Source organism: Janthinobacterium pasteuri (genome assembly GCF_051380775.1).
Taxonomy (GTDB): domain Bacteria; phylum Pseudomonadota; class Gammaproteobacteria; order Burkholderiales; family Burkholderiaceae_D; genus Janthinobacterium.
This window is the reverse complement of sequence record NZ_JBNYXS010000023.1, coordinates 37,526-59,565: the sequence shown is the minus strand read 5'-3', so window position 1 is coordinate 59,565 and position 22,040 is coordinate 37,526. Positions and strand designations below refer to the sequence as shown.

The 22,040-nt window shown below is 63.1% G+C and carries 21 protein-coding genes; 10 read left to right on the top strand and 11 right to left on the bottom strand.

The features are described from left to right. Positions 1 to 27 precede the first annotated feature (27 nt). Positions 28 to 417: a Rap1a/Tai family immunity protein gene (locus tag ACQ4WN_RS20800; RefSeq protein WP_436553224.1), complete on the top strand. Its 390-nt coding sequence runs from the start codon at positions 28 to 30 to the stop codon at positions 415 to 417. A gap of 1 nt (position 418) precedes the next feature. Next, positions 419 to 892: a T6SS effector amidase Tae4 family protein gene (locus tag ACQ4WN_RS20795; RefSeq protein ID WP_436553223.1), complete on the top strand. Its 474-nt coding sequence runs from the start codon at positions 419 to 421 to the stop codon at positions 890 to 892. A gap of 3 nt (positions 893 to 895) precedes the next feature. Here the strand turns inward: ACQ4WN_RS20795 and ACQ4WN_RS20790 are convergent, their stop codons facing one another. Together ACQ4WN_RS20790 and ACQ4WN_RS20785 are read right to left on the bottom strand one after the other, a co-directional pair. Further along, on the bottom strand, positions 896 to 2,881 hold the full coding sequence (locus tag ACQ4WN_RS20790) for a helicase-related protein (protein WP_436553222.1): 1,986 nt from the start codon (positions 2,879 to 2,881) through the stop codon (positions 896 to 898). 33 nt (positions 2,882 to 2,914) lie between these two features. Beyond that, positions 2,915 to 3,505: a methyltransferase domain-containing protein gene (locus tag ACQ4WN_RS20785; protein ID WP_436553221.1), complete on the bottom strand. Its 591-nt coding sequence runs from the start codon at positions 3,503 to 3,505 to the stop codon at positions 2,915 to 2,917. 139 nt (positions 3,506 to 3,644) lie between these two features. On the opposite strand from ACQ4WN_RS20785, the gene ACQ4WN_RS20780 reads away from it, so the two are divergent. Then, positions 3,645 to 6,068, top strand: a complete 2,424-nt coding sequence (locus ACQ4WN_RS20780) for a DNA internalization-related competence protein ComEC/Rec2 (RefSeq protein ID WP_436553220.1) — start codon at positions 3,645 to 3,647, stop codon at positions 6,066 to 6,068. Positions 6,069 to 6,183: 115 nt separating this feature from the next. Here ACQ4WN_RS20780 and ACQ4WN_RS20775 read toward each other — a convergent pair whose 3' ends face one another. Continuing rightward, complete coding sequence (locus tag ACQ4WN_RS20775; protein WP_436553219.1) at positions 6,184 to 7,107, bottom strand: LysR family transcriptional regulator; 924 nt, start codon at positions 7,105 to 7,107, stop codon at positions 6,184 to 6,186. A gap of 150 nt (positions 7,108 to 7,257) precedes the next feature. Here ACQ4WN_RS20775 and ACQ4WN_RS20770 point away from each other — a divergent pair, with 150 nt between their 5' ends. From ACQ4WN_RS20770 to dcd, 4 genes are all read left to right on the top strand, one after another. Further along, on the top strand, positions 7,258 to 8,019 hold the full coding sequence (locus tag ACQ4WN_RS20770) for a sulfite exporter TauE/SafE family protein (RefSeq protein WP_436553218.1): 762 nt from the start codon (positions 7,258 to 7,260) through the stop codon (positions 8,017 to 8,019). Between the two features lie 20 nt (positions 8,020 to 8,039). Further along, positions 8,040 to 8,747, top strand: a complete 708-nt coding sequence (locus ACQ4WN_RS20765) for an HAD family hydrolase (RefSeq protein WP_436553217.1) — start codon at positions 8,040 to 8,042, stop codon at positions 8,745 to 8,747. Between the two features lie 58 nt (positions 8,748 to 8,805). Beyond that, positions 8,806 to 9,606: an alpha/beta fold hydrolase gene (locus ACQ4WN_RS20760; protein ID WP_436553216.1), complete on the top strand. Its 801-nt coding sequence runs from the start codon at positions 8,806 to 8,808 to the stop codon at positions 9,604 to 9,606. Positions 9,607 to 9,740: 134 nt separating this feature from the next. Further along, a complete protein-coding gene (dcd, locus tag ACQ4WN_RS20755; RefSeq protein WP_035819543.1) occupies positions 9,741 to 10,310 on the top strand; it encodes a dCTP deaminase in 570 nt (189 codons plus the stop codon). Positions 10,311 to 10,344: 34 nt separating this feature from the next. Here the strand turns inward: dcd and ACQ4WN_RS20750 are convergent, their stop codons facing one another. Beyond that, positions 10,345 to 10,509, bottom strand: a complete 165-nt coding sequence (locus ACQ4WN_RS20750) for a hypothetical protein (protein ID WP_436553215.1) — start codon at positions 10,507 to 10,509, stop codon at positions 10,345 to 10,347. A 317-nt stretch (positions 10,510 to 10,826) separates the two neighbouring features. Between ACQ4WN_RS20750 and ACQ4WN_RS20745 the strand changes: the two genes are divergently transcribed. Beyond that, a complete protein-coding gene (locus ACQ4WN_RS20745) occupies positions 10,827 to 11,168 on the top strand; it encodes a FlxA-like family protein (RefSeq protein ID WP_436553214.1) in 342 nt (113 codons plus the stop codon). A gap of 29 nt (positions 11,169 to 11,197) precedes the next feature. On the opposite strand, the gene ACQ4WN_RS20740 is transcribed toward ACQ4WN_RS20745, so the two are convergent. Continuing rightward, complete coding sequence (locus ACQ4WN_RS20740; RefSeq protein WP_436553213.1) at positions 11,198 to 12,685, bottom strand: sensor histidine kinase; 1,488 nt, start codon at positions 12,683 to 12,685, stop codon at positions 11,198 to 11,200. Positions 12,686 to 12,687: 2 nt separating this feature from the next. Then, complete coding sequence (locus ACQ4WN_RS20735; RefSeq protein WP_436553212.1) at positions 12,688 to 13,377, bottom strand: response regulator transcription factor; 690 nt, start codon at positions 13,375 to 13,377, stop codon at positions 12,688 to 12,690. A gap of 239 nt (positions 13,378 to 13,616) precedes the next feature. On the opposite strand from ACQ4WN_RS20735, the gene ACQ4WN_RS20730 reads away from it, so the two are divergent. Further along, the gene (locus tag ACQ4WN_RS20730; protein ID WP_436553211.1) at positions 13,617 to 13,889 is read left to right on the top strand and encodes a peptidase associated/transthyretin-like domain-containing protein; all 273 of its coding nucleotides are present in this window, start codon (positions 13,617 to 13,619) and stop codon (positions 13,887 to 13,889) included. Here the strand turns inward: ACQ4WN_RS20730 and ACQ4WN_RS20725 are convergent. The 5 genes from ACQ4WN_RS20725 to ACQ4WN_RS20705 all read right to left on the bottom strand — a co-directional run bounded on the left by ACQ4WN_RS20725 (position 13,886) and on the right by ACQ4WN_RS20705 (position 21,227). Next, the gene (locus ACQ4WN_RS20725) at positions 13,886 to 15,325 is read right to left on the bottom strand and encodes a DUF1501 domain-containing protein (protein WP_436553210.1); all 1,440 of its coding nucleotides are present in this window, start codon (positions 15,323 to 15,325) and stop codon (positions 13,886 to 13,888) included. The two genes, ACQ4WN_RS20730 and ACQ4WN_RS20725, sit on opposite strands and share 4 nt — an antisense overlap. 10 nt (positions 15,326 to 15,335) lie before the next feature. Next, positions 15,336 to 17,054 carry a DUF1800 domain-containing protein gene (locus ACQ4WN_RS20720; protein ID WP_436553209.1) on the bottom strand — a complete coding sequence of 573 codons (1,719 nt, stop codon included), beginning with the start codon at positions 17,052 to 17,054 and terminating at the stop codon, positions 15,336 to 15,338. Between the two features lie 419 nt (positions 17,055 to 17,473). Next, complete coding sequence (locus ACQ4WN_RS20715) at positions 17,474 to 19,738, bottom strand: Orn/Lys/Arg family decarboxylase (protein ID WP_436553208.1); 2,265 nt, start codon at positions 19,736 to 19,738, stop codon at positions 17,474 to 17,476. A gap of 236 nt (positions 19,739 to 19,974) precedes the next feature. Further along, a complete protein-coding gene (locus ACQ4WN_RS20710; RefSeq protein WP_436553207.1) occupies positions 19,975 to 20,460 on the bottom strand; it encodes a dihydrofolate reductase in 486 nt (161 codons plus the stop codon). An 8-nt stretch (positions 20,461 to 20,468) separates the two neighbouring features. Then, positions 20,469 to 21,227, bottom strand: a complete 759-nt coding sequence (locus tag ACQ4WN_RS20705; RefSeq protein ID WP_436553206.1) for an alpha/beta fold hydrolase — start codon at positions 21,225 to 21,227, stop codon at positions 20,469 to 20,471. A gap of 220 nt (positions 21,228 to 21,447) precedes the next feature. On the opposite strand from ACQ4WN_RS20705, the gene ACQ4WN_RS20700 reads away from it, so the two are divergent. After that, a complete protein-coding gene (locus ACQ4WN_RS20700) occupies positions 21,448 to 22,023 on the top strand; it encodes a TerD family protein (protein ID WP_436553205.1) in 576 nt (191 codons plus the stop codon). Positions 22,024 to 22,040: the final 17 nt, after the last annotated feature.

The following is a 22,040-nucleotide window of genomic DNA, read 5'->3' as shown; positions in this document are numbered from 1 at the left end:
ACATCCCACCACTGACCAGGGCTGGCCATGCGCCATGTTGTACTCCTTGCCGCGCTGTCCGTGAGCGCGTTTTCCGTGTGCGCGTCCGCCGCCGACTACCTGCCGGCGCGGCGCCTGAGCGCCGACCAGCTGATCGCCTATTACCACGACGTGCCGCCTCAGGGCGCATCTGCCAATCCCGCCTTCCTGCTCAACCAGCGCTACGCCCGGGGCTACCTGGCCGGTACGGCTGACGCGGTGCAGGGCAGGCAGTGGTGCGACACGGGCCGCCTGAAAACGCTGGAAATCGACGCGCACATCGTCGCCGAACTGAAAAAGCTGCCCGCTCGGGCGCGCCAGGGTGAGGCTTCCACCCTGATCGTCGCCATTCTGGCGCGGCGTTTTCCCTGTTCCACTCCACCATCAACGGGAGGCTGACGTGAAACCTGCATTCATCAAGCTGCGTGAGAATTATTCCAGCGTGGCCGCCGTCGACCAGGCGGCCCTGTTCGGCGAAATCGGCTGGGAAGACTTGATCGGCAAGGACAGCTTTGCCAACACCTGCGCCATCCGCGTCAGCCTGGCCCTGATCAAGGTCGGCGTCAAGGTCAAGGGACGCATGGCCATCCGCAAGGGGCCGTTCAAGGGCGCGCTGATCGAACCGGGACAGGCCAAGCTGGCGCACCTGCTGGCCAGCCCCTCGATGTTTGGCGCACCCGAGAAATTCAGCCGCGATGCGGCCATGGCCGGCATCGGCCAGCGCAAGGGCCTCGTCGCCTTCTTCCGCATTCCCGGTTACCTGGGCGGCGCGGGCGGGCATATCGACATCCTGTTGCCATCCATCGGTGTGAAGGTGTGCGGTTCCGATTGCTACTGGGATTGCGCGGAAGTGTGGTTCTGGGAAATTCGTTGACGCTTATTTGGACTTCTTCGACCGTCCGCGCGACGCCGCATTGTGCGCGCGCAGGATGGAGTCGACCCGTTCGGAGGCATCGCGCGACAGGTTTTGCGCCACGGCGATATCGGGGAAAAATTCCGGCAGGCGGTAGCTGAGCCACGCATACGCGGAGTAGTAGCGGCAAGTATCTTCCACCTGCTGCAGATTTTGCGTGCCGCCGCCATACGCGTGCTGGCGCAGTGTGCTGGTCTTGCCCTGCGACAGATTCTTTGCCCAGTGCTCCCACGCCGTTTGCAAGGACGGCACCTTGCTCGATATCGGCACCAGCGACAGGGTGAACTTGTCGGCCACGGACAGGGGCAGGGTGTCGAGCCAGACGGCACGCTCCTTCTGGTCTTCCGTGATGCGTGGGAAGAAGAAGCCGTCCGGCACGTCGATATTGTGGATGAAGCGGCGCAGCAGTTTTGACAGCGACAGTTCGCCCGTCACCGACGAAATACGGTGCAAATGTTCGAGCGAGGGCGCCACGGCAAAGCCGCTGGTGTTCAGCGGATGCAGCTTTTCCTTGAGCAGCGCGCGCATCACTTCATGCGTCTCGTTGTCGTAGCCGGCCACGAGGCCTTCTTCGTGCACGCCGTAGCGACCCGCGCGCCCGGCGATCTGGCGCGCCAGTGCCGCTGAAATCTCTTCCTCTTCGCGGCCATTGTATTTGACGCAAGTGGTCATGACGATGCGCGCTATCGGCATGTTCAGACCCATCGCCAGCGCATCCGTGCCAACGACGATATCGGCCGTGCCATCGCGAAAGCGCTGCGCCTGCGCGCGCCGTACTTCGGGCGACAGGTTGCCGTAGACGGTGGCCACCGACAGCCCCGTTTCCGTGATCATGTCGCGCCACATCAGCACTTCACGGCGCGAAAAGGCGATGACGGCGTCGCCGCGGCGCAGGTTGCGCACCTTGCGCACGGCAGTCGGCTCCATCGACAGGGGCGCCATGCGCTTGAGTACGTGCACTTCCAGCGGGCAGTCCAGGCGCTCGGCCAGCGCTTCGATGGCGCGCCGCGCTTCCGGCGCGCCCACCAGGTACACGGTGTGGGCGGGCGCGCCGCAGACGGCCGCCGTCCACGCAGCGCCCCGGTCCGGGTCGGCCAGCATCTGGATTTCATCGATGACGGCCACTTCGACGACGGTTTTCGTGTCCAGCATTTCCACCGTGCTGGCCACGTGCGTGGCGCCGTCGACCACGCGGCGTTCCTCGCCCGTGATCAGGCTCACGGCCAGCGGCTTGCCATGCGGTGCCGCTTCCTGCAGGCGTTCGTAGTTTTCCAGGGCCAGCAGGCGCAGGGGCGCCAGATAAATGCCGCTCTTCGCTTTCACCAGCGCTTCCATGGCGCGGTGCGTCTTGCCGGAGTTCGTTGGTCCCAGCAGGGCGATGAAGCGGCGCGGCAGGCGCCGGGCCATCTCGAACGAGGCCGGATACTCGGCCAGGTTGATGCTCTGGCGCGTGCGCGCCGCGTGCTGCTCTTCCTGTTGGCGCTCGATGGCGTGGTTGAAGCGCTGGCGGATGCGGTCGAAGACCATGCCGGCCGGTTCCGACGTCTGCATGTCGGCCAAGGTGTGCAGGAAGACCATCGGGTCCGTGTCCACGTCTTCGCTCAGGCCCGCGATATCGGCGACGAAATCCATCACATGCTGGCGCAATTCCTCGAAGACGGCGGCGCTGGCCCGTTCGCGCACCAGGGCCAGCTTGGCCTCGCGGTCCATCTTGCGCCACTTGGCCGGCCGCGCCAGCACACCCTGTGCCGGTACCAGCGCATACGGCACGTGCAAGCCACCCGCCTTGACCACGCCGGAAAAGCGCACGAAGACGCGGCCTTCCATCTTGACGAGGCGGATATGTTCGGCCAGTTCCCCCAGTTCCGCGACCAGCGTGGCGTCGTTATTGTCTTCGGTGCTGTCGGAAATGTCGGTGGAAGTATCGGAAGGAAGTGCGGAGGAAGTCATGTCGTGCCCGGGTGTTGAAGTAAGCGAGGCCGATTATACCGTCGATGGGGGCGTGCGGTGGTGAGCGGCATTGGCACGCGCGCGTACCAGGCGCAGCCCCCAGCCGGTGACGATCACTCCGTCACCGGTTAGCAGATGCGCCACGGTATCCATGTACGCGCTACGCAGGCGCTGCCTGGCGTCATCGTCCAGGCGGTCGATGTCGTAGGTGTCTGTCAGGGTGGCCCATAGTTCGTCCGGCGGGGGCGACCAGGGCACGTCGATATCGTCAGACGCGACGTGTTCGAAACTGCCATTGAGCAGCTCGCGCCAGCCCGCTTCGGCCCCCGTGCGCCGGTCGCCGAAGCGCAGCGGCGGCAGCGCGGCGCTGGCGATGGGTTTGAAGACGCGCATGAAAACGTCGTTGACTTCGCCCGGCAAAAAAGTCCGGCCGACGATGGCCGCGAACTGGCCACCGGGCCGCAGCACGCGGCGCATTTCGCTGACGACTTGTTCGATATTGTCCATCAGCATCAGCGCCATGTGCGAGACGAGATAATCCACGCTGGCCGATGGCAGGTCGATTGCCTGGGCGCGGCCACACTGCAGCCGCAAAGTCGTGGCGCCTTGGCGCCGGATGGCCATCTTAGCCGGGGGAAAGTTTCGACAGCGTGAGTGCATGAGTGTCCTTATTCACGGTGCCGTTGCGCCAGATCAGGCGGCAAGGCGGTGAAACGCGCATAGTGCTCATCCCCCTTCCGCATCGAGCGAACACAACGCCCCCATGCGCACCCTGATACTCGGTTTCGCCGCCGGCGCCGCCTGGCTGCAGACGCAGGCCAGCTCGCCGCCGCACGCGGGCGCGCTGCTGTGGTTGATTGCTGGTGCAGGGTTGACGGTTAGTCTGGTGCTGCGCCATCACGCGCTCTGGCGCTCTGTTGTCGCGCTTGCCGCCGGCGTGGGACTGGGCTTTTATTGGGCGGCCTGGCTGGCCCACGCGGCCCTGGCGCCCCAGCTGGCGCTCGCCGATGAAGGCCAGGACTTCATCGTAGTCGGCACGGTGGCCAGCCTGCCGTACCGCTTCGAGCAGGGCGTGCGTTTCAATTTTGCCGTGGAAAAGACGGTCGGGACGAAGGTGCCGCCCCTGATCGCCCTGTCCTGGTACGCGGGTTTTCGCGATGAGGTGAGCCACGAGGTGGGCGACGTGCAGCCGGGCGAGCGCTGGCGCCTGACGGTACGGCTGCAGCGCCCGCATGGCAACGCGAATCCCATGGGTTTCGACTACGAGGCGTGGTTGCTGGAGCAGGGCGTGCGCGCCACGGGCTATGTGCGGCCGCAGCCGCGCGCCGACACGCCGAACGTGCGCCTGGCGGCCTTCGTGCCCAGTTTCGGCAATGTGGTGGAGGCCAGCCGAGCGGTGTTGCGTGCGCGCATACTGCGTAGCCTGGACGGCAAACAGTATGCCGGCGTGATCGTGGCGCTGGTGGTGGGCGACCAGCGCGCCATCCCCCAGTCGGACTGGCAAGTGTTCAACCGCACGGGGGTGAGCCACTTGATCTCGATATCGGGTCTGCACATCACCATGATCGCGGGCCTGTTCGCCCTGGGCGCGGGCGCGCTGTGGCGGCGCTCGTTTTTCACGGAGCGGCAACTGCCTTTGCTGATGCCGGCGCAAAAGGTGGCGGCCATAGCGGGCGCGCTGGCGGCATTTGTCTATGTGCTGCTGGCCGGCTTCGGCGTGCCCGCGCAGCGCACCTTATATATGTTGCTGGTGGTGGCGCTGGCCTTGTGGCTGGGACGCATCACCAGCATAGGCCACGTGCTGTGCCTGGCGCTGGGCGTCGTCGTGCTGCTCGATCCGTGGGCCGTGCTGTGGCCCGGTTTCTGGCTCTCGTTCGGCGCCGTCGCCACCATGCTGTACGCCACGGCGGGCCGCACCACGGCGGCCCTGCCGTTGCAGGCTGGACGCTGGCGCCGCCTGCGCGCCGCCGTGGCGCTGGGCGCGCATACGCAATATGTGGTGACGGTGGGGCTGGTGCCCTTGACGATGCTGCTGTTCTCGCAAGTCTCGCTCGTGTCGCCTGTCGCCAATGCGCTGGCCATTCCCGTCATCAGTCTGGTCGTCACGCCCTTGTCGCTGGCAGGCAGTCTGCTGCCAGCGCCCTTGTGTGACTGGTTGCTGCTGCTGGCGCACGCCATCGTGCAAATGCTGGCACAGGTGCTGGACTGGCTGGGTGCGCGCCGCTTTGCCGTGTGGACGGCGCCCGCGCCGCCTATGTGGAGTTTTTGCTGGGCCTTGTTCGGCACAGCATGGCTGCTGGCGCCACGCGGATGGCCGCATCGCTGGGCCGGCATGCTGAGCTGGCTGCCCCTGCTGACGGCCTTGCCGTCCAGCCCGCCACCTGGCCAGATGTGGATCACGGCCTTTGACGTGGGACAAGGCATGGCCGTGCTGGTGGAAACGCATGGCCACCGCCTGCTGTACGACACGGGTCCCGCCTACAGCCTCGATTCCGATGGCGCCAGCAGGGTCATCGTGCCTTACTTGCGTGCACGCGGCATAGGCAAGCTCGACGGCGTGATCATTTCCCACAGCGACCTCGATCACGCGGGTGGCGCCGTGTCGCTGCTGGAAAATGTGCCAGTGGGCTGGCTGGCCTCGTCGCTGTTCGATGGCCACCCGGCCGTCGAGGCCCGGCGGCAAGCCCGGCGCCCGTATTTACACTGCATGGCGGGCCAGAGCTGGACGTGGGAAGGCGTGCAGTTCGCCATGCTGCATCCATTGCCCGCCAGCCACACGGACATTGCACTGAAGCCGAACGCCCGCAGTTGCACCGTGAAAATCACGGCAGGCAAGCACTCGATATTGCTGGCCGGCGATATCGAAGCGGCGCAGGAAGCGCAACTGCTGGCGCGCTCGGCGGAGGGCGAACTGGCGGCCGACGTGCTGCTGGCACCGCACCACGGCAGTGGTACCTCGTCTACGCCGGCGTTTTTGAACGCCGTCCATCCGACCCTGGCGATCTTCCAGGTCGGGCACCGCAATCGCTATAAACATCCGAAGGCGCAGGTGTATGCGCGCTATGGCGACATGGGCATTGCGCGGCTGCGCACGGATGTGGAAGGGGCGGTGGTGCTGGCGTTTGGCGAAGATATCGACGTAACGCTGTATAGGGCCATCCGGCCGCGCTACTGGCACGGGCGCTAGCGCTGCCAGGCTCGGGAAATGATCGTCGGAAGAGTCCGGAGTGAGTCATTCCAGCAGGGCTTATTCATGCGCATGGTTCGCCGTGTATGGCGAGGCTATCGTGGCGCAATAGGCGCTAAATTACGCGTTCATCGGGTATCTCCAGCCCCCGCTGCCGCACATACTCGAGAAACAGCCGCGCGCCCTTGGCCATGCGCGAGGTGCCGTAGACGGCATGGATGCTGGGATCGAGCTCCTTCGATGACGTCAAGCGGTAGGCCGTGCAGACCCGGCGCAAGCTGCCGGCGGCGACGGCAGGCTCGGCCAGCCAGCTGGCCAGGCGCACGATGCCCGCGCCTTCCAGCGCCGCCTGGAAAGTGGCGATGCCGGAAGTGAAGCGGAAACGCGGTTGCACCTGGTAGCGCACGTTGCGCGTAGCAGAAACGAAATGCCAGTCGCGCAGGATGCGCGGGGCCGAGTGCATGATGATGTCGTGGCCGGCCAGCTCTTCCGGTTCGTCCGGTGCGCCCATGCGTTCTATATAGCCGGGCGAAGCGTACATGTAGCGGCGGTAATTCCACAGGGGATAGCCGATCAGCTCGCTCGACTGGGGGAAGGCGCCGCGGATGGCAAAGTCCAGCTTTTCCTGGATGGGGTCGATCGATTTGTCGGAGAAATGGATGTCCACGGAGACGTTCGGGTAATCGCGCGAAAATTGCGCCACCACCTTCGGCAAGAAGCCCAGCGAGAGGATTTCCGGCGCCGAGAGGCGTACCCAGCCTTGCGGAGAGTTGCTCAGCTCGGCCAATTGGTCTTCCGCCTCGGCCTGCGTTTCCAGCAAGTGCTTGGCCGACGCGTAATAGGTTTCGCCGGCCGTCGTCAGCGTGAACTGCTTTTGCGTGCGCAGGATCAGCTCGGCGCCGATGGCGTCTTCGAGGAACTGGATGGCGCGCGTGACGGCCGATGGCGAGCGTCCCAGCATGCGCGCCGCATGGATGAAACTGCGCTTTTCGACCACGGTGCAGAAGGCGCGGATTTCCCACATCAGTTTCATCGACATCGCGTGACTCCGGCAAAAGAGGCCAGTAGACCGCACGGGGCGCATTCCGTCAAGCGTTACGCCGGATTGCGTTTTCCGCAATATGAAGTTGCATCCGGAAAAATCCACGGCGCCTATACTGCCGCTGTCGTCCATTCTCCACCGCCTATCATGCTGACCATCTCGCTGCTGTGTTTATTTGCCTTCTTTGCCGGCCTGATCGATGCCGCCGTGGGCGGGGGCGGGCTGATCCAGCTGCCGGCCCTGTTCAACCTGATGCCGAACATGGCTTCCACGTCCTTGCTGGGGACGAATAAACTGGCGTCCGCCTGCGGCACCACGTTTGCCGCCCGCTCGTTTGTCGGCAAGGTGCACATCCCCTGGCTGCTGGTGCTGCCCGCCGTGGCCAGCGCCTTCGTCATGTCCTTCATCGGCGCGGCCGCCGTGTCGTATGTGCCGCAGCAGGTGGTGCGCCCCATGGTGCTGGTATTGATCATCATCATGGCCATCTACACCTTCATCAAGAAGGATTTCGGCACGACGCGCGAAGCGCGCCCCGTCGGTGGGCGCGAACGCATCCTCGCCATCGTCATCGGCGGCGCCATCGGCTTTTATGACGGCCTGTTCGGGCCGGGCACGGGCAGTTTTTTGATTTTCCTCTTCATCCGCGTCTTCGGCTTTGATTTCATCCTCGCTTCGGCCTGCTCGAAACTGGTGAATATCGCCACCAACGTGGCCGCGCTGGCTTTCTTCATTCCCGCCGGCCACGTGGTGTACGCGGTGGCAGCACCGATGGCGGTGTGCAATATCCTGGGCGCCCTGACGGGCACCTGGATCGCCGTGCGCCGCGGCGCCGCCTTCGTGCGCATCCTGTTCCTCGTGCTGCTGGTGCTGCTGATCGTGAAATTGTCTTACGACATCTTCTTCAAGTAAGTTTTCAAACGACAATACCCATGAAAACCATCCAGGGCGTGCTGTGGGACAACGATGGCGTGCTGGTCAACACCGAACAGCTGTTTTACGAAAGCAACCGTGACTTGCTCTTGCCCTACGGCATAGACCTGACGCCGAAGCAATTCTTTGACTGGTTCCTGGACAATAACTACGGCGCCTGGCATGTGCTGCTGGGACAGGGCCACGCCATTGAGCTGGTCGAACGCCTGCGCGCCGAGCGCACCGTGCTGTTTGCGCAACGCTTGCGCCAGGCGCGCCGGCTGGCGATGCCCGGCATCGGGCAAGTGCTGGCGGCGCTGAGCCCGCATGTGGCCATGGGCGTCGTGACGAGCGCTTATGCACAACACTTCCAGATCAGCCATGCGACCACGGGCATGTTGCCGCACTTTGACTTCGTGCTGACGCGTGAAATGTATGGGGAAAGCAAGCCGGCGCCCGACGGCTATCAGTTGGGTTTGCAGCGCCTGGGCCTGGCCGCTGCCGACTGCATGGCCGTGGAAGACTCGCCGCGCGGCTTGCGCGCCGCCAACGCGGCCGGTCTGGAATGCATCATCGTGCGCAATCCCATGAACCGTCATTACGCGTTTGACGATGCCTTTTGCGTGGTGGAATCCAGCGCCGAGCTGGGCGTGGTGCTCGCCTCCTTCGTGCCCGGCATGGTGCAAGAACCGCCGCTGCTACCGCGCAAATTAGAGGCCTTCCTCTGATACGGCTTGCCGGCATGCCATTACAATTGCCTATCGCATTCACCGGCACCATCCCACGATGACACTCCCGCAACTGCACTTTGCCCACGCCAACAGCTATCCTGCCGGCACCTACCGCAAGTTGTTCGGCTTGCTGGGCCAGCACTACGATGTGCAGGCGCTCGACATGCACGCGCACGATCCTGCTTACCCCGTCAGCACGGGCTGGCCCGAACTGGTGCGCGAGTATATCGATGAGCTGGAGCGCCGTTACAGCGCGCCCGTGATCCTCGTCGGCCATTCGCTCGGCGGCATGCTCAGCGTGATGGTGGCCAAGCAGCGGCCCGATCTGGTGCGCTGCGTGGTCTTGCTCGATTCGCCCGTGGTGGCGGGCTGGCGCGCCTTGCTGGTGCGCCTGGCGCGCAATACGGCGCTGGGCGAACGGTTTTCTCCGTCGCGGTTTTCCGCCCGACGGCGCAAGCTGTGGCCCGACGCGCAAGCCGCGTATGCACACTTTGCCGCCAAGGATATGTTCGCCATCTGGGCGCCGCAAGTCTTGCGCGACTACATCGACAGCGGACTGGTCCCTCATCCGGAAGGCGTGCAGCTGCGCTTTACGCGCGAAGTGGAAACGGATGTCTACCGCAGCCTGCCGCATCACATCGGCAGCCTCGTCAAGGATGGCTTTCCCGTGCCCATCGGTTTTATTGGCGGCACGGAATCGGTGGAATGCCGCCAGGCGGGCTTGAAAGCCACGCGCAAGCTGGTCGGCAAGTTTTTCCGCCAGGTGCCGGGCGGCCATCTGTTTCCCATGGAAAACCCTGAACTGACGGCGCAAGTGGTGCGCGAGATGATCACTTCCTTGCTGGCGAAACAGTAGCCTGACGCCAACGATTTTCATCTTGCAAGGGCCAAAAGTGGCGGGTTTTCGCGTAAAATCCTGCCATTCGGGCCGTGCCTGCAGCAGGCGTGCGGCCCCCCGCCATTCCGATATTCTAGAAAGAACCCCCTGCGATGACGATTAAAAGCGATAAATGGATACGCCGCATGGCGGAAACAACGGGCATGATCGAGCCGTTCGAACCGGGCCAGGTCAAGGAACGCGACGGCAACCGCATCGTATCCTACGGTACCTCCAGCTATGGCTATGACATCCGCTGCGCCGACGAGTTCAAGTTGTTTACCAACATCAACACCACCATCGTCGATCCCAAGGATTTTGACGCGAACAACTTCGTCGATGTGTCGGGCAAGGGCTATTGCATCATCCCGCCGAACTCGTTCGCGCTGGCCCGCACGGTCGAGTATTTCCGCATTCCCCGCAATGTGTTGACGATTTGCCTGGGCAAGAGCACCTATGCGCGCTGCGGCATCATCGTCAACGTCACCCCGTTCGAACCGGAATGGGAAGGCTTTGTGACCCTGGAGTTTTCGAATACGACACCGTTGCCGGCGAAAATCTACGCCAATGAAGGCGTGGCGCAAGTGTTGTTCTTCGAGTCCGATGAAGTGTGCGAAACGTCGTACAAGGACCGTGGCGGCAAATACCAGGGCCAGGTTGGCGTGACCTTGCCAAAAACCTGATGACTTGTTGAGCGGGCAGGGCGCCAGTCCTGCTCTATCTTTGTTTCAGCAGCCACGCTTTCAGCGCCGCTGACGGTTGGTACAGGGGAACGTGGCCGCGCAGCAGGTTTTGCGTGCTGCGCCGGTAGGCCGCGCTGGCGCCGGCGATGGCGTCTCTTGCCGGGCGCGCCGGGAATGTCGGTGGCCGTAAAGCTGCCATCGAGTTCGCGCGTCATGCGCGAGGTGGTGATGACGCCCGTGTTGGTGTTGCGGAGATCGATATCGTGCGCGCCGATGGCCAGCGCCTCGACTCGATCACGCCGCAGCGCTGGCGGGGCATGAGGTCGGGCAGCGCGGGCAGCAGGGGCATGGCGATCCGATCAGGGTCTGGCTGGAGTAGCGTCAGTGTGCCAGTTTTTTGTGCCGAGAAGCCTGAGTGTGTGCCGGCCGTGGTCTTTACCTGCCTTTACACCCACAGCGCTACATCCGCGCCCATGCCTGCCGTTAACCTTGGTATCGCAACATTCGGGAGGCATCATGGTAGCGGCAATCGGTTCAGGCAGCGCGGTCAGCGCGGCTGGTCGCGCCACTTCGGGCAGCAGTTCGCAAATCGCGGCGCTGCAAAAGCAGATCACGGCGGCGCAAAAGCAGTTGACGGAATCGCAGAAAGGCGCGCAGACGGATGCGTCGCAAAAGCTGCAGCAGCAACTGGCGCAGCAAATCCAGGCCTTGCAGGCGCAAATTGCCCAGTTACAGGCGGCGGCCGCGCAACAGGCTGCGCAACAAGATACGCAGACGGCCAGCAGCGCCGATACCGTGACGAGTCCGGCCAAATCAAGCTCGTCCACCCTGGGCAGCATCGTCGATACGCAGGCGTAACCAGGTCCCCGGCAATACCCGCCGACAGGTCAGCCTGGCGTTTTGACGGGCAACAGCATTTCCACGCACAGCCCGCCACCGCTGCGCAAGCTGGCCCCGATGCGCCCGCCATGGGCACTGATGACGTGCTGGGCGATGGCCAGGCCCAGGCCATGGCCGTCCGTGCTGTGCTGGGTATGGCTGGCGCGGAAGAATGGCTGGAAAATGCTGGCCAGGTCGGCGCTGGCCACGCCTGGCCCCCGGTCCTGCACGGCGATGCGCAGCAGATCCTGCTTGCCGTCATGCAGGCGCGACAAATTCATTTCCACCGTGCCGCCATCGGGGCTGTGCTTGACGGCATTGCGCACTACGTTTTCCACGGCGCGCGCCAGCAGTTCCGGCCGGCCCGTGACAGCGGCGTCGGCGATGGCCGCGTCGCCCGCCAGGGCGATGCCCACCTGGCGCGCCTTCGCTTCGTAACGGGCGTCTTCCATAACGTCGTGCAACAGGTCGGCGATGCCGACGTCTTCGCTGAGGGGCGAAGCGGCGCCCGCTTCCAGCCGCGACAGGGTCAGCAGTTCGCCGATCAGCTTATCCATGCGTTCGCTTTCGCGCTCGATGCGCTGCATCGAGGCGTCCATCTTTTCCGGCTGCTGGTGCGCCAGGCCGATGGCTGCTTGCAAGCGCGCCAGCGGCGAGCGCAGCTCGTGCGAGACATCATGCAGCAAGCGCGTCTGGCTATCCATGAGGCTGCGCAAACGGCCCGTCATGCGGTCGAAATCGCGGCCCAGGTCCGTCAATTCATCGGCGCGCTTGCTACTTGCATGAAAGCGGGGCGCCAGGTCGCCGTGCGAGGCGGCCTCAAACGCTTGTCGCAGGTCGCGGATGGGACGCGCAAAATACCAGGCCAGCAAGAACGAGAACAGCAGGCTGGCGGCGATGGCGGCGGCCAGGGGAATGAAGGTGCGGTAGGGGCTGTCCATGCGCGGTCCGGGCGGCGGGCCGCGCTGGTAGTCGGGGTGCGGCGGCAACATGCCGGGCGCATCGGCGCGGGGGCCGCTCATGGCGCGCGGGCCGCTCAGGGTGAAGGCGTTGAGCGTGTCGCGCGCGGCGCCCGCCTCAGCAGTGCGAAAGCGTACGGACGAGGGCAGGAAGAGCAGGTAGTGCGCGCCGTCGCTGCCGCTGACTTCGCGCACCACGGCATGGGGCGAGCCCTGCGCCAGCAGCGCGCGCGCCTTGCCGAGTATGGCCGGATGGACCTTGCGGCCCATCAATTCTTGCCCTTGGGCATCGACGGCAAACACGCGCAGGCGCTCCATCTTGCCGAGAAATTGCTGCAAAGCCTTGCTGCCGCCCGCTTCCAGCGTGGCGCTGGCCGCTTCGATGGCCATCTGTGCGGGCGGGCTGGTGTCGATGTCGAGGGCCCGCTCCTGTTGCGCCGCCCGGTTTTTCAGCCAGAAGGTGCCGCCGATGCCGATGGTGGCCGTCACTTGCGCCAGCATGATGCACAGAAAAAACTTCCAGAACAGACGGCCCACGCTTACTCCTTGATTAGCTGGTAGCCGAGACGGTACACGGTTTGCAGGCAGGAACGGCCGTCGGCCAGGCTGCCCAGCTTGCGGCGCAGGCTGCTCAAGTGCACGTCGATATTGCGGTCGAAGCGGGCCATGGGGCGGCCCAGACCCAGTTCGGACAACTGATTCTTGCTCACGGGCTTGCCCGCATGGCGCACCAGCACTTCCAGCAGGTTGAATTCCGTGCTCGTCAGCTCCAGGTGCGCGCCTGCCCAGGCGGCGCGGCGCTGTTCCGGCCACATCGTCAACTGGCCCACGGCCAGCGGCGCCAGGCCCGAGCTGTCGTGCGGCACCGCTTGCGAACGGCGCAGGATGGCGCGGATGCGCGCCGTCAGCTCGCGCGGCGTGCATGGCTTGGTCACGTAATCGTCGGCGCCCAGTTCCAGGCCCACGATGCGGTCCGTGTCGTCGCCGCGCGCCGTCAGCATCAGGATGGGCAGGTTGCTGCCAGCGCGGATGCGGCGCAGGGTTTCCAGGCCATTCATGCGCGGCATCATGACGTCGAGGACGGCGATGGCATACAGGCCCGTCAGCGCTTCGGCCGCGCCGCTTTCGCCGTCATGCACGGCGCGGGCGTCAAAACCTTCCTGCGTCAGGTATTCCTGGAACATGCCGACCAGTTCCACGTCGTCATCGATTAACAAAACCTTGCTCATGCTGTGCTTTTTTCGGGTGAATATCACCCGATGATAGCAGTCAACAGGGGCTGCGCAGCGCGGTTTTACCCCCTTTTACATACGTCTGCTTACAATCGCGCCCCTTCCTCGAGACGGCAAAGGTTGAGACCGTGTACGAAAGACGGAGCTGACCCCGCGCCCCGCGCGGCGTGCAGGAAACGGACAGCGCTGGCAACCTTGCTTTCACGACGATCTCTCCCGGCTGCTACGCGTGGCGCATGCCGCACGTGCATGTCGAGGTCTACCCCAGCCTGGCCAAGGCAGCAAGCCCCGCGAAACGCATCAAGGCCTCGCAATTGACGTTCCCGATAGCAACATTAAACGAGGTCGACGCGGCCAGCGGCTACACGGCCAGCGTGCGCAACCGGGCACAAATCAGCTATGCCACCGACAACGTCTTCAGCGACGGCACCAGCCTGCAGATGGCCACGGCGACGGGCAATGCCGGCGATGGCGATGTCGTCACCCTGACGATCGACGTCAACGGTTAAGTTGCTGTCATGAAACCCAGGTCGCGCAGGCTGAAGTTGCCGATGTTCGGGAACACCTCGGCCATCTGGCTGTCTGTCACGCCGAACCACTTGGCCAGGGTGGCGCCGTACTGGTCGACGGAGGTGGTCGGCAGCAGGGAGCCGGAACCCACGTCCAGCGCATGGCCCAGGCCCGTGACGGGGAAAGTGCCATAGATGTCGCGGCCTTTCACGGCGCCGCCCACGACAAAGTGGTGTGCACCCCAGCCGTGATCCGTGCCGTCGCCGTTGCTGCTGAAGGTACGGCCGAAGTCCGATGCCGTAAATGTCGTCACCTGGCGCCGCAGGTCGGCGCCCTGCAGGGCCGCCAGGGTCGCGTCGAAATACGCGAGCGCGTGCGCCAGGCGCGCCATCAAGTCGCCGTGCAGCTCCTTTTGGCGGTCATGCGTGTCGAAACTGCCCAAGGTCACATAAAACACTTGCCGTTTCGCCCCCAGGGCGCCGCGCCCGCCGATGATGCGCGCCACGGTCTGCAATTGCACGGCCAGCTGGTTGACGCCGGACGCGCCCGTGTTCGGGTTGACATAGGGTGGGGGATTGGGCACGCCGCCCGCGCCGGCTGCCAGCATGGCGCCGCTGAGGGTGCTCTGGCTGGAAATGGCGCGTTGCACGACGGCCACGTGTTCCTGTTCGATCAGGTCGCTGCCCGCATCGTTGATGATGGCTTGCAGCGCGCCCGCGCCGCCCGTGCTGCCATACAGGCTGCCGCCCAGGCCGCGGACGGACACGGCACCTGCCTGGCCCACCTGGAACTGGCGCACCTGGCGCCCGCTGAGGAAGACGGTGTTGCCCGCGGCGGAAATGGCCGTGAACATGGCATTCGTATTGAGCGAGCCTGTCACGTCGGCCATCCGGCCGCCCCAGCCCACGCTGGCGCCTTCCGGAGAACCCGATTGCCACGTCGATTGCTGGTCGTTGTGCGAGAACAGCTTGGGTGGCAAGGCTACGCTGCGCGCCTTGTACTGCGCCAGGGTGGCGGGCTGGATCAAGGTGCCTACATTGGCCACGATGGCGGCGCGGCCATTGTCGAACAGGTCTTTCAGCGGCGCCAGTTGGGGATGCAGGGCGAAGGCGCGGCCCGTTTGCGCGGTAGCGGGCACGACCGGCAAGACGCCGCCCGTCTGGCCCACGCCGGGCAGATGGATAGAATCGGCGCCGCCCGTGTTGCGCAGGCGCGAGTATTCATTCCATGAGGTCGGATCGGTGGCCAGCACCGTGTTGAAGGCGTCGTTGCCGCCTGCCATGAACAGGCAGACCATGGCCTTGTAGTCGTCGGCCGATTGCGCGGCGGCGTTGCCCATGGCGGCCAGGTTCATGGCGAAGGGGGCGGCCGTGGTACCGGCCAGGCTCAGCATGGAACCGAGGAAGCGGCGGCGGGAAAATGGGAAATTTTGCATGTGATTGCTCTTACTTTTGCACCAGGTAGGCGGGCGAGGCCATGGTCAGGAAAATGGCCAGTTTGACGCGGTTGGCCTTGGCGGCGGCAACTTGCGTGGCATTGCTTGCCGTCGCTGTGGGGATGTTGATGCCATTGACGGCGGTCAGGATCTGTCCGCGCAGCCTGGCTGGCATGCTGCCATGCATCAGGAGCAGGTCGATGCGGTCGAGCAGGGCACCCGTGTCGCTGGCCAGCGCCAGTTCACGCGTGTAGTCGGGCTTGACTTCACGGCTCTCGCCCACACCGCTATTGATGGCATCTTGCATGAAGTTCAGGTAGCCCGTCACCGACGGCTCCGCCGTGATTTGCAGTTCCGGCGCCACCAGGCCCGCGCTGGCAAGGGCGGAATTGGGCGGCGTATAGGCGGGGCGGAAAAAACTGAATACGGAAGGCGGATTCAAGGGACTCTGGGCCAGCCCGTTCAAAGGATCATCGAGGAAATACAGGCTGTAGCGGCCGCCAGCTGGCTTGGCATCGAAGGCGCGCATCCAGCCAGCCAGGCGCAGCAGTGGCTCGCGCAGCTTGCCTGTGCGCAAGGTGCTGCCGCTTGGCGCCAGCGCCTCCGGGTCGAGCAGCACGGCACGGATGACGGCTTGCATGTCGCCGCGCACGCCGCTGCCGTTGTTTGCAAACGCGGCGGCCACGCGGCCCACGTAGGCGGGGCTGGGATTGCTGCTGACCAGGCGCTGGATCAGCTGGCGGGCAAAGAACGGTCCCGCATTGGGATGATTGAACAGGGTATCGAGCGCCAGTTTCAGGTCGTCCTGGCCGCTGCTGGCACCGGAGATGCTTTGGCCCAGGAAACGCTTGTCGCCGCTGGAATGATAGGCCGCGTAGTTCTGCATCGGCTTCCAGTCGCGGTCGGGATCGGCCGTGCCGCCAGAGAAGCGCGTGGCGCTCTGGTCCGGACCGGCCCAGCTCCAGCCCGTAAACACGCGAGCCAGGCCCGCCACGTCGTCGTGCGTGTAGGTGTCGATGGGTTTGCCACCGGACAGTTTCAGGCTGCCATCCGCATTCAGTTGGTACAGGCCGATGGTAAACAGTTGCATCACTTCGCGGGCGAAGTTTTCATCGGCCGTGCGGGTGGCCGATTCCTTCTGGTTGCGCAGGTGGGACAGGTATAGCCCCATCATCGGATGCAGGGCCACGCCTTCCAGCAGGTCGCGGAAGTTGCCAAAAGCATGCTGGCCCAGCATGTCGTAGTAACTGGCCACGCCCCGCACCTGCGGCCGTACGGAATCATTCTGCATGGAAATAACGAAAATCTCGGACAGGGCAAAGGCCATGCGTTGGCGCAATTGGTCCTCGCCACGGATGCCCTGTTGCCAGAAGGTTTCATACACCCCCGTAAAACTCACTTTTTTCCCGCCGGCGTCCTGCGCTGCCAGCATGGCGTCAATATATTTCCGGTGCAAGGTTTGCGGCATGGAAAACTGCGCGCGGAACCAGGCATCGCTATCGCTGGCAGTCAGCGCATCGATGGCCGCCATGTCCGGTCCGAACGTGGCGCGACCCAGGAAGCGCGACGCTTCCTGGCGCGTAAAGGTGGCTGTCTGCTTGGCCGGTGGCGCAACCGGGACGTCCGGGTTCTGGGCGGCGCTGGTCTTACTGTCGCCGCCTCCACCGCAGGCGGCAAGCAGGCTGAGTAGGGTGATGGCTAGCACACGGCGTAAAGTAGGGTGAGTCATTTGGTTTCTTTCAGGCAATCAAAATCTAGCCCGCTCAGTGTAGGGCTTGTTGACCAAAATCTTGTTTCCAATTCACTCGCCACATATTGGTCAGGTTTATTTTTAATGGGCGTTGGCGTATCATTGAGGATGTTTTTGCCGAACTAGCGCGAAGTTTGTTTTTTGAAAATGGAAATTACTTTTTATCGAGCACGTGCACTGTGGCGTATAAGCGACGTAATCATTCCTTTCAATCAATTTTTTCTGAACGCTCATCTTGACAACGAAACTGACTTCGCCGGAAACGATGGTTTTTACGTCATCGGCGAAATGCCGTTCGCCTGTCTTTCACCGGAGCGCGCGCTGGCCTGAAATGAGAAACGCCGCCTGATTTGCATCAGGCGGCGTTCATGACCGCGGCTCAAGGAACGGCGATGTTTTTAGACGTTCTCGTCCAACTTCACGCAGTCCACGAAGTAACCGCGCTTGCCATCGACTTCGCGTTTTACGAGACCATGCACATCCGTCTCAAAGCCTGGGAAGCGCTCGTTGAAGTCGCGCGCGAAGCGCAGGTAGTCGACGATGGTCTTGTTGAAGCGCTCGCCCGGGATCAAGAGCGGAATGCCCGGTGGATACGGCGTCAGCAGGATGGACGTGATGCGGCCTTCCAGTTCGTCGATGGCCACGCGCTCGATTTCGCGGTGCGCCATTTTGGCGAACGCGTCCGATGGCTTCATGGCCGGGATCATGTCCGACAGATACATTTCCGTCGTCAAACGCGCCACGTCGTAAGCCTTGTAGAAATCGTGGATTTGCTGGCACAGGTCGCGCAAGCCCATTTTTTCGTAGCGTGGGTTGGCGGCCGCAAATTCCGGCAGGATGCGCCACATCGGCTGGTTCTTGTCGTAGTCATCCTTGAATTGCTGCAAGGCCGTCAACAGGGTATTCCAGCGGCCCTTGGTGATGCCGATGGTAAACATGATGAAGAACGAGTACAGGCCGCATTTTTCAATGATGACGCCATGCTCGGCCAGGTATTTGGTGACGATGGACGCGGGAATGCCCGTCTCGCCGAACTGGCCGTCCAGCGACAGGCCCGGGTTGACGATGGTCGCCTTGATCGGGTCGAGCATGTTGAAGCCGGGGGCGAGGTCGCCGAAGCCGTGCCAGTCATCCTCGGCGCGTATCATCCAGTCTTCCTGCTGGCCCATGCCTTCGTCGTTGAAGGTGGACGGACCCCACACCTGGAACCACCAGTCCTGGCCCCATTCCTGGTCGATCTTTTTCATGGCGCGGCGGAAATCGAGCGCTTCCATGATCGATTCTTCCACCAGGGCGGTGCCGCCCGGCGCTTCCATCATGGCCGCGGCCACGTCGCACGAGGCGATGATCGAGTATTGCGGCGAAGTGGAGGTGTGCATCAGGTAAGCCTCGTTGAAGGCGTCCTGGTCCAGCTTGACCGTGTCCGATTCGCGCACGAGGATTTGCGACGCCTGCGACAGGCCGGCCAGCAATTTGTGCGTGGACTGGGTCGAGAAGATCATCGATTCCTTGGCGCGCGGACGGTCCTTGCCGATGGCGTGCATATTCTTGTAGAAATCGTGGAAGGTCGCGTGCGGCAGCCATGCTTCATCGAAGTGCAGGGTGTCGATCTTGCCATCGAGCATTTCGCGCAGGGTTTCCACGTTGTAGATTACGCCGTCGTAGGTCGATTGCGTGATGGTCAAAATGCGCGGCTTCTTGTTCTTCGCTTCGCGCGCGAATGGGTTCGCCTCGATCTTGCGGGCAATGCTTTCCGGTGTGAACTCGTGCAGCGGGATGGGGCCGATGATGCCCAGGTGATTGCGCGTCGGCATCAGGAACACGGGAATGGCGCCGCACATGATGATCGAATGCAAGATCGACTTGTGGCAGTTGCGGTCAACGACGACGATGTCGCCTGGCGCCACGGTCGAGTGCCACACCATCTTGTTCGAGGTCGAGGTGCCGTTGGTGACGAAATAGCAATGATCGGCATTGAAGATGCGCGCCGCATTGCGCTCCGACGCGGCGACCGGGCCAGTATGGTCGAGCAGCTGTCCCAGCTCCTCGACGGCGTTGCAGACGTCGGCGCGCAGCATGTTTTCACCGAAGAATTGGTGGAACATCTGGCCGATCGGCGACTTCAGGAAAGCCACGCCGCCCGAGTGGCCGGGGCAGTGCCACGAATAGGAACCGTCGTTGGCGTAGTGCACCAGCGCGCGGAAGAACGGTGGCGACAGGCCGTCCAGGTAGGATTTCGCTTCGCGGATGATGTGGCGCGCGACGAATTCCGGCGTATCTTCAAACATATGGATGAAGCCATGCAGTTCGCGCAGGATATCGTTGGGAATGTGGCGCGAGGTGCGCGTTTCGCCATACAGATAAATAGGGATGTCGGCGTTCTTGTAGCGGATTTCTTCGACGAAGGCGCGCAGGGACTTGAGCGCGTGGTCCGTTTCCTCGATGGAACCGGCACCGAATTCTTCATCGTCGATCGACAGCACGAAGGCCGACGCGCGCGATTGTTGCTGGGCAAATTGCGACAAATCGCCGTAGCTGGTCACGCCCAGCACTTCCATGCCTTCTTTTTCCATTGCGGCGGCAAGGGCGCGAATGCCCAGGCCGGACGTATTTTCAGAACGGAAATCCTCGTCAATGATGACGATGGGGAAACGAAATTTCATGCATGTCTCCAAAAAAGCAAGCCGCCCCTGACGTAATGGAGGGGCGGACTAGGGCGCGACTTCAGGCGGTAGTACAACCCGGCAGCCGCAGAAAAAAAATAAGAACGGGATTCTCGCAGAAATGCGGCGTCTGCGGGAAAAAAATATCGTAGTAAAGCGTCACACGCTTGCGCTAGCGTGACGCAACGGTGTGACAGGGGTATTACAGCAGTATTCTGGCTATCTATATCACCTTATCAGGCTTTGCGTTGCAGCGTGACAAAGGCGTAAAGCAGGCCGGATTTCTCCGAGACATGCGCTTCGCGCGCGGTTTCTTGCCATACAGCATGATCCACTGCGGGGAAAAACGCGTCGCAGTCAAATGTCTGGCCGATTTCCGTGATGATCAAACGCTGCGCCAGGGCCAGCGACTGCTGGTAGATTTCGGCGCCGCCGATGACATAGCCTTCGGCGCCGTCCAGCAGCGCGATGGCCGCTTCCACCGACGACACCGCTTCCACGCCTTCATGGCGCCAGTCTGCATTGCGCGTGATGACGATGTTGCGGCGGTTCGGCAGCGGGCGGCCGATGGAATCGAAGGTCTTGCGGCCCATGAGGATGGGGTGGCCCGTCGTCAAACGCTTGAAATGCGCAAGGTCTTCCGGCAATTTCCACGGCAGGGTGTTGTTGATGCCGATGCCGCCTTGCTGGTCGGTGGCGACGATGATGGTCAAATGGCTCATGGGTTCTGTCAAAGTGGTGGGGGCATGGCCCGATGCCCGTCATTATCGTTGAAATTGCCTGGCGCCTCCAGATGCGCGCGCATGGCTTGCGCCAGCGCGCCTGGTGCTTCCAGCGGAATCATGTGGCCCGTGTTGTCTTTTAGTAAATGCAAGGTGGCCTGTGGCAGGCGGGCCGCCATGGCGCGCAGGTCGTCAGGGTTGACGAGCTTGTCGTCTTCGGCGCCCACGATCAGCACGGGGAAATCGAGTTCCGGCAAGCGCGCCATCAGGTCGGGCCGGGCTATGGTGGTGAGAAATTGCGCCAGCAGCACCTCCTTGCCCAGGTCCAGCCCCATCTGCTGGATCAGTCCGGTGATGGCGACATCGTCCAGGTGCGATGGGTGCAGCAGTTCGCGCAGGCGCTGGCGCGTGATGCCCGCATAGGCATTGCGTTCGAGCATGGCGACGATGCGCTGGCGCGCTTCAATTTCCGCAGGCAGCAAGCCTTGGGCCGAATTGGCGATCAGAGTCAACGACTGCACGCGCTGCGGGTGGGCCAGCGCATGTTCGAGCGCCAGGTAGGCGCCCAGCGAAAAGCCCACCAGATGGGCTTGCGGCGCACTCTGGCTGGCAATCATCGATTGCATCTGCGCGCGCGTGCGCGCCTGATGCAAGGGCATGTGCTGCACATGAAAGGCATCGCCCAGGGCAGGCGCCAGGCGCGACCACAGGCGCTCGTCGCACAAGGTGCCGGGGATGCAGTCGAGTCGTATCTTTGTATTGTTCAAGGACAAGCCTGGTACAGGATGGTGAAAATTTTTGTCGAGCGGCATTATCCGTCATTTTGCGCCTCCGGGTAGCGCGCAGCCTTTTCCATATGGCATTATTTTCAATAGTGCGCGGCTGGCAAGCCGGGACTTTATGGTAGGCTCATGGCTCATCAAGCCGGGGTACCGGCGACGAGACCTGAAACACCGAATGCAACCCCCACATTAAAAAGGAAACACCATGGCGATCAGTTTGCAAAAAGGCGGTAATGTTAACCTGAGCAAGGAAGCTCCCGGCTTGAAGAAAATCGTGATTGGCCTGGGCTGGGACCCGCGCGCCACCGATGGTGCCGCTTTCGACCTGGACGGCAGCGCCTTCCTGCTGAAAACCGACGGCAAGGCCCGCTCCGACGCCGACTTCATTTTTTACAACAACCTGAAGTCGGTGGACGGCTCCATCGTCCACGCTGGCGATAACACCACGGGCGGCGGCGATGGCGATGACGAGAAAATCGCCGTCGACCTGGCCAACGTGCCGGCCGACATCGACAAGATCGCCGTGGCCGTCACGATTCACGACGCGGAAAACCGCAAGCAGAACTTCGGCATGGTGGGCAAGGCCTACATCCGTTGCCTGAACGGCGACAACGGCACGGAAATCGCCCGCTACGACCTGTCGGAAGACGGTTCGACGGAAGCGGCCATGATCTTCGGCGAAATCTACCGCGCCGGCAGCGAATGGAAATTCAAGGCGATCGGCCAAGGCTTTAAGGGCGGCCTGGGCCCTCTGGCGCGTTCCTTTGGCATTAATGCTTAAAAAGCATGTTGACGCCT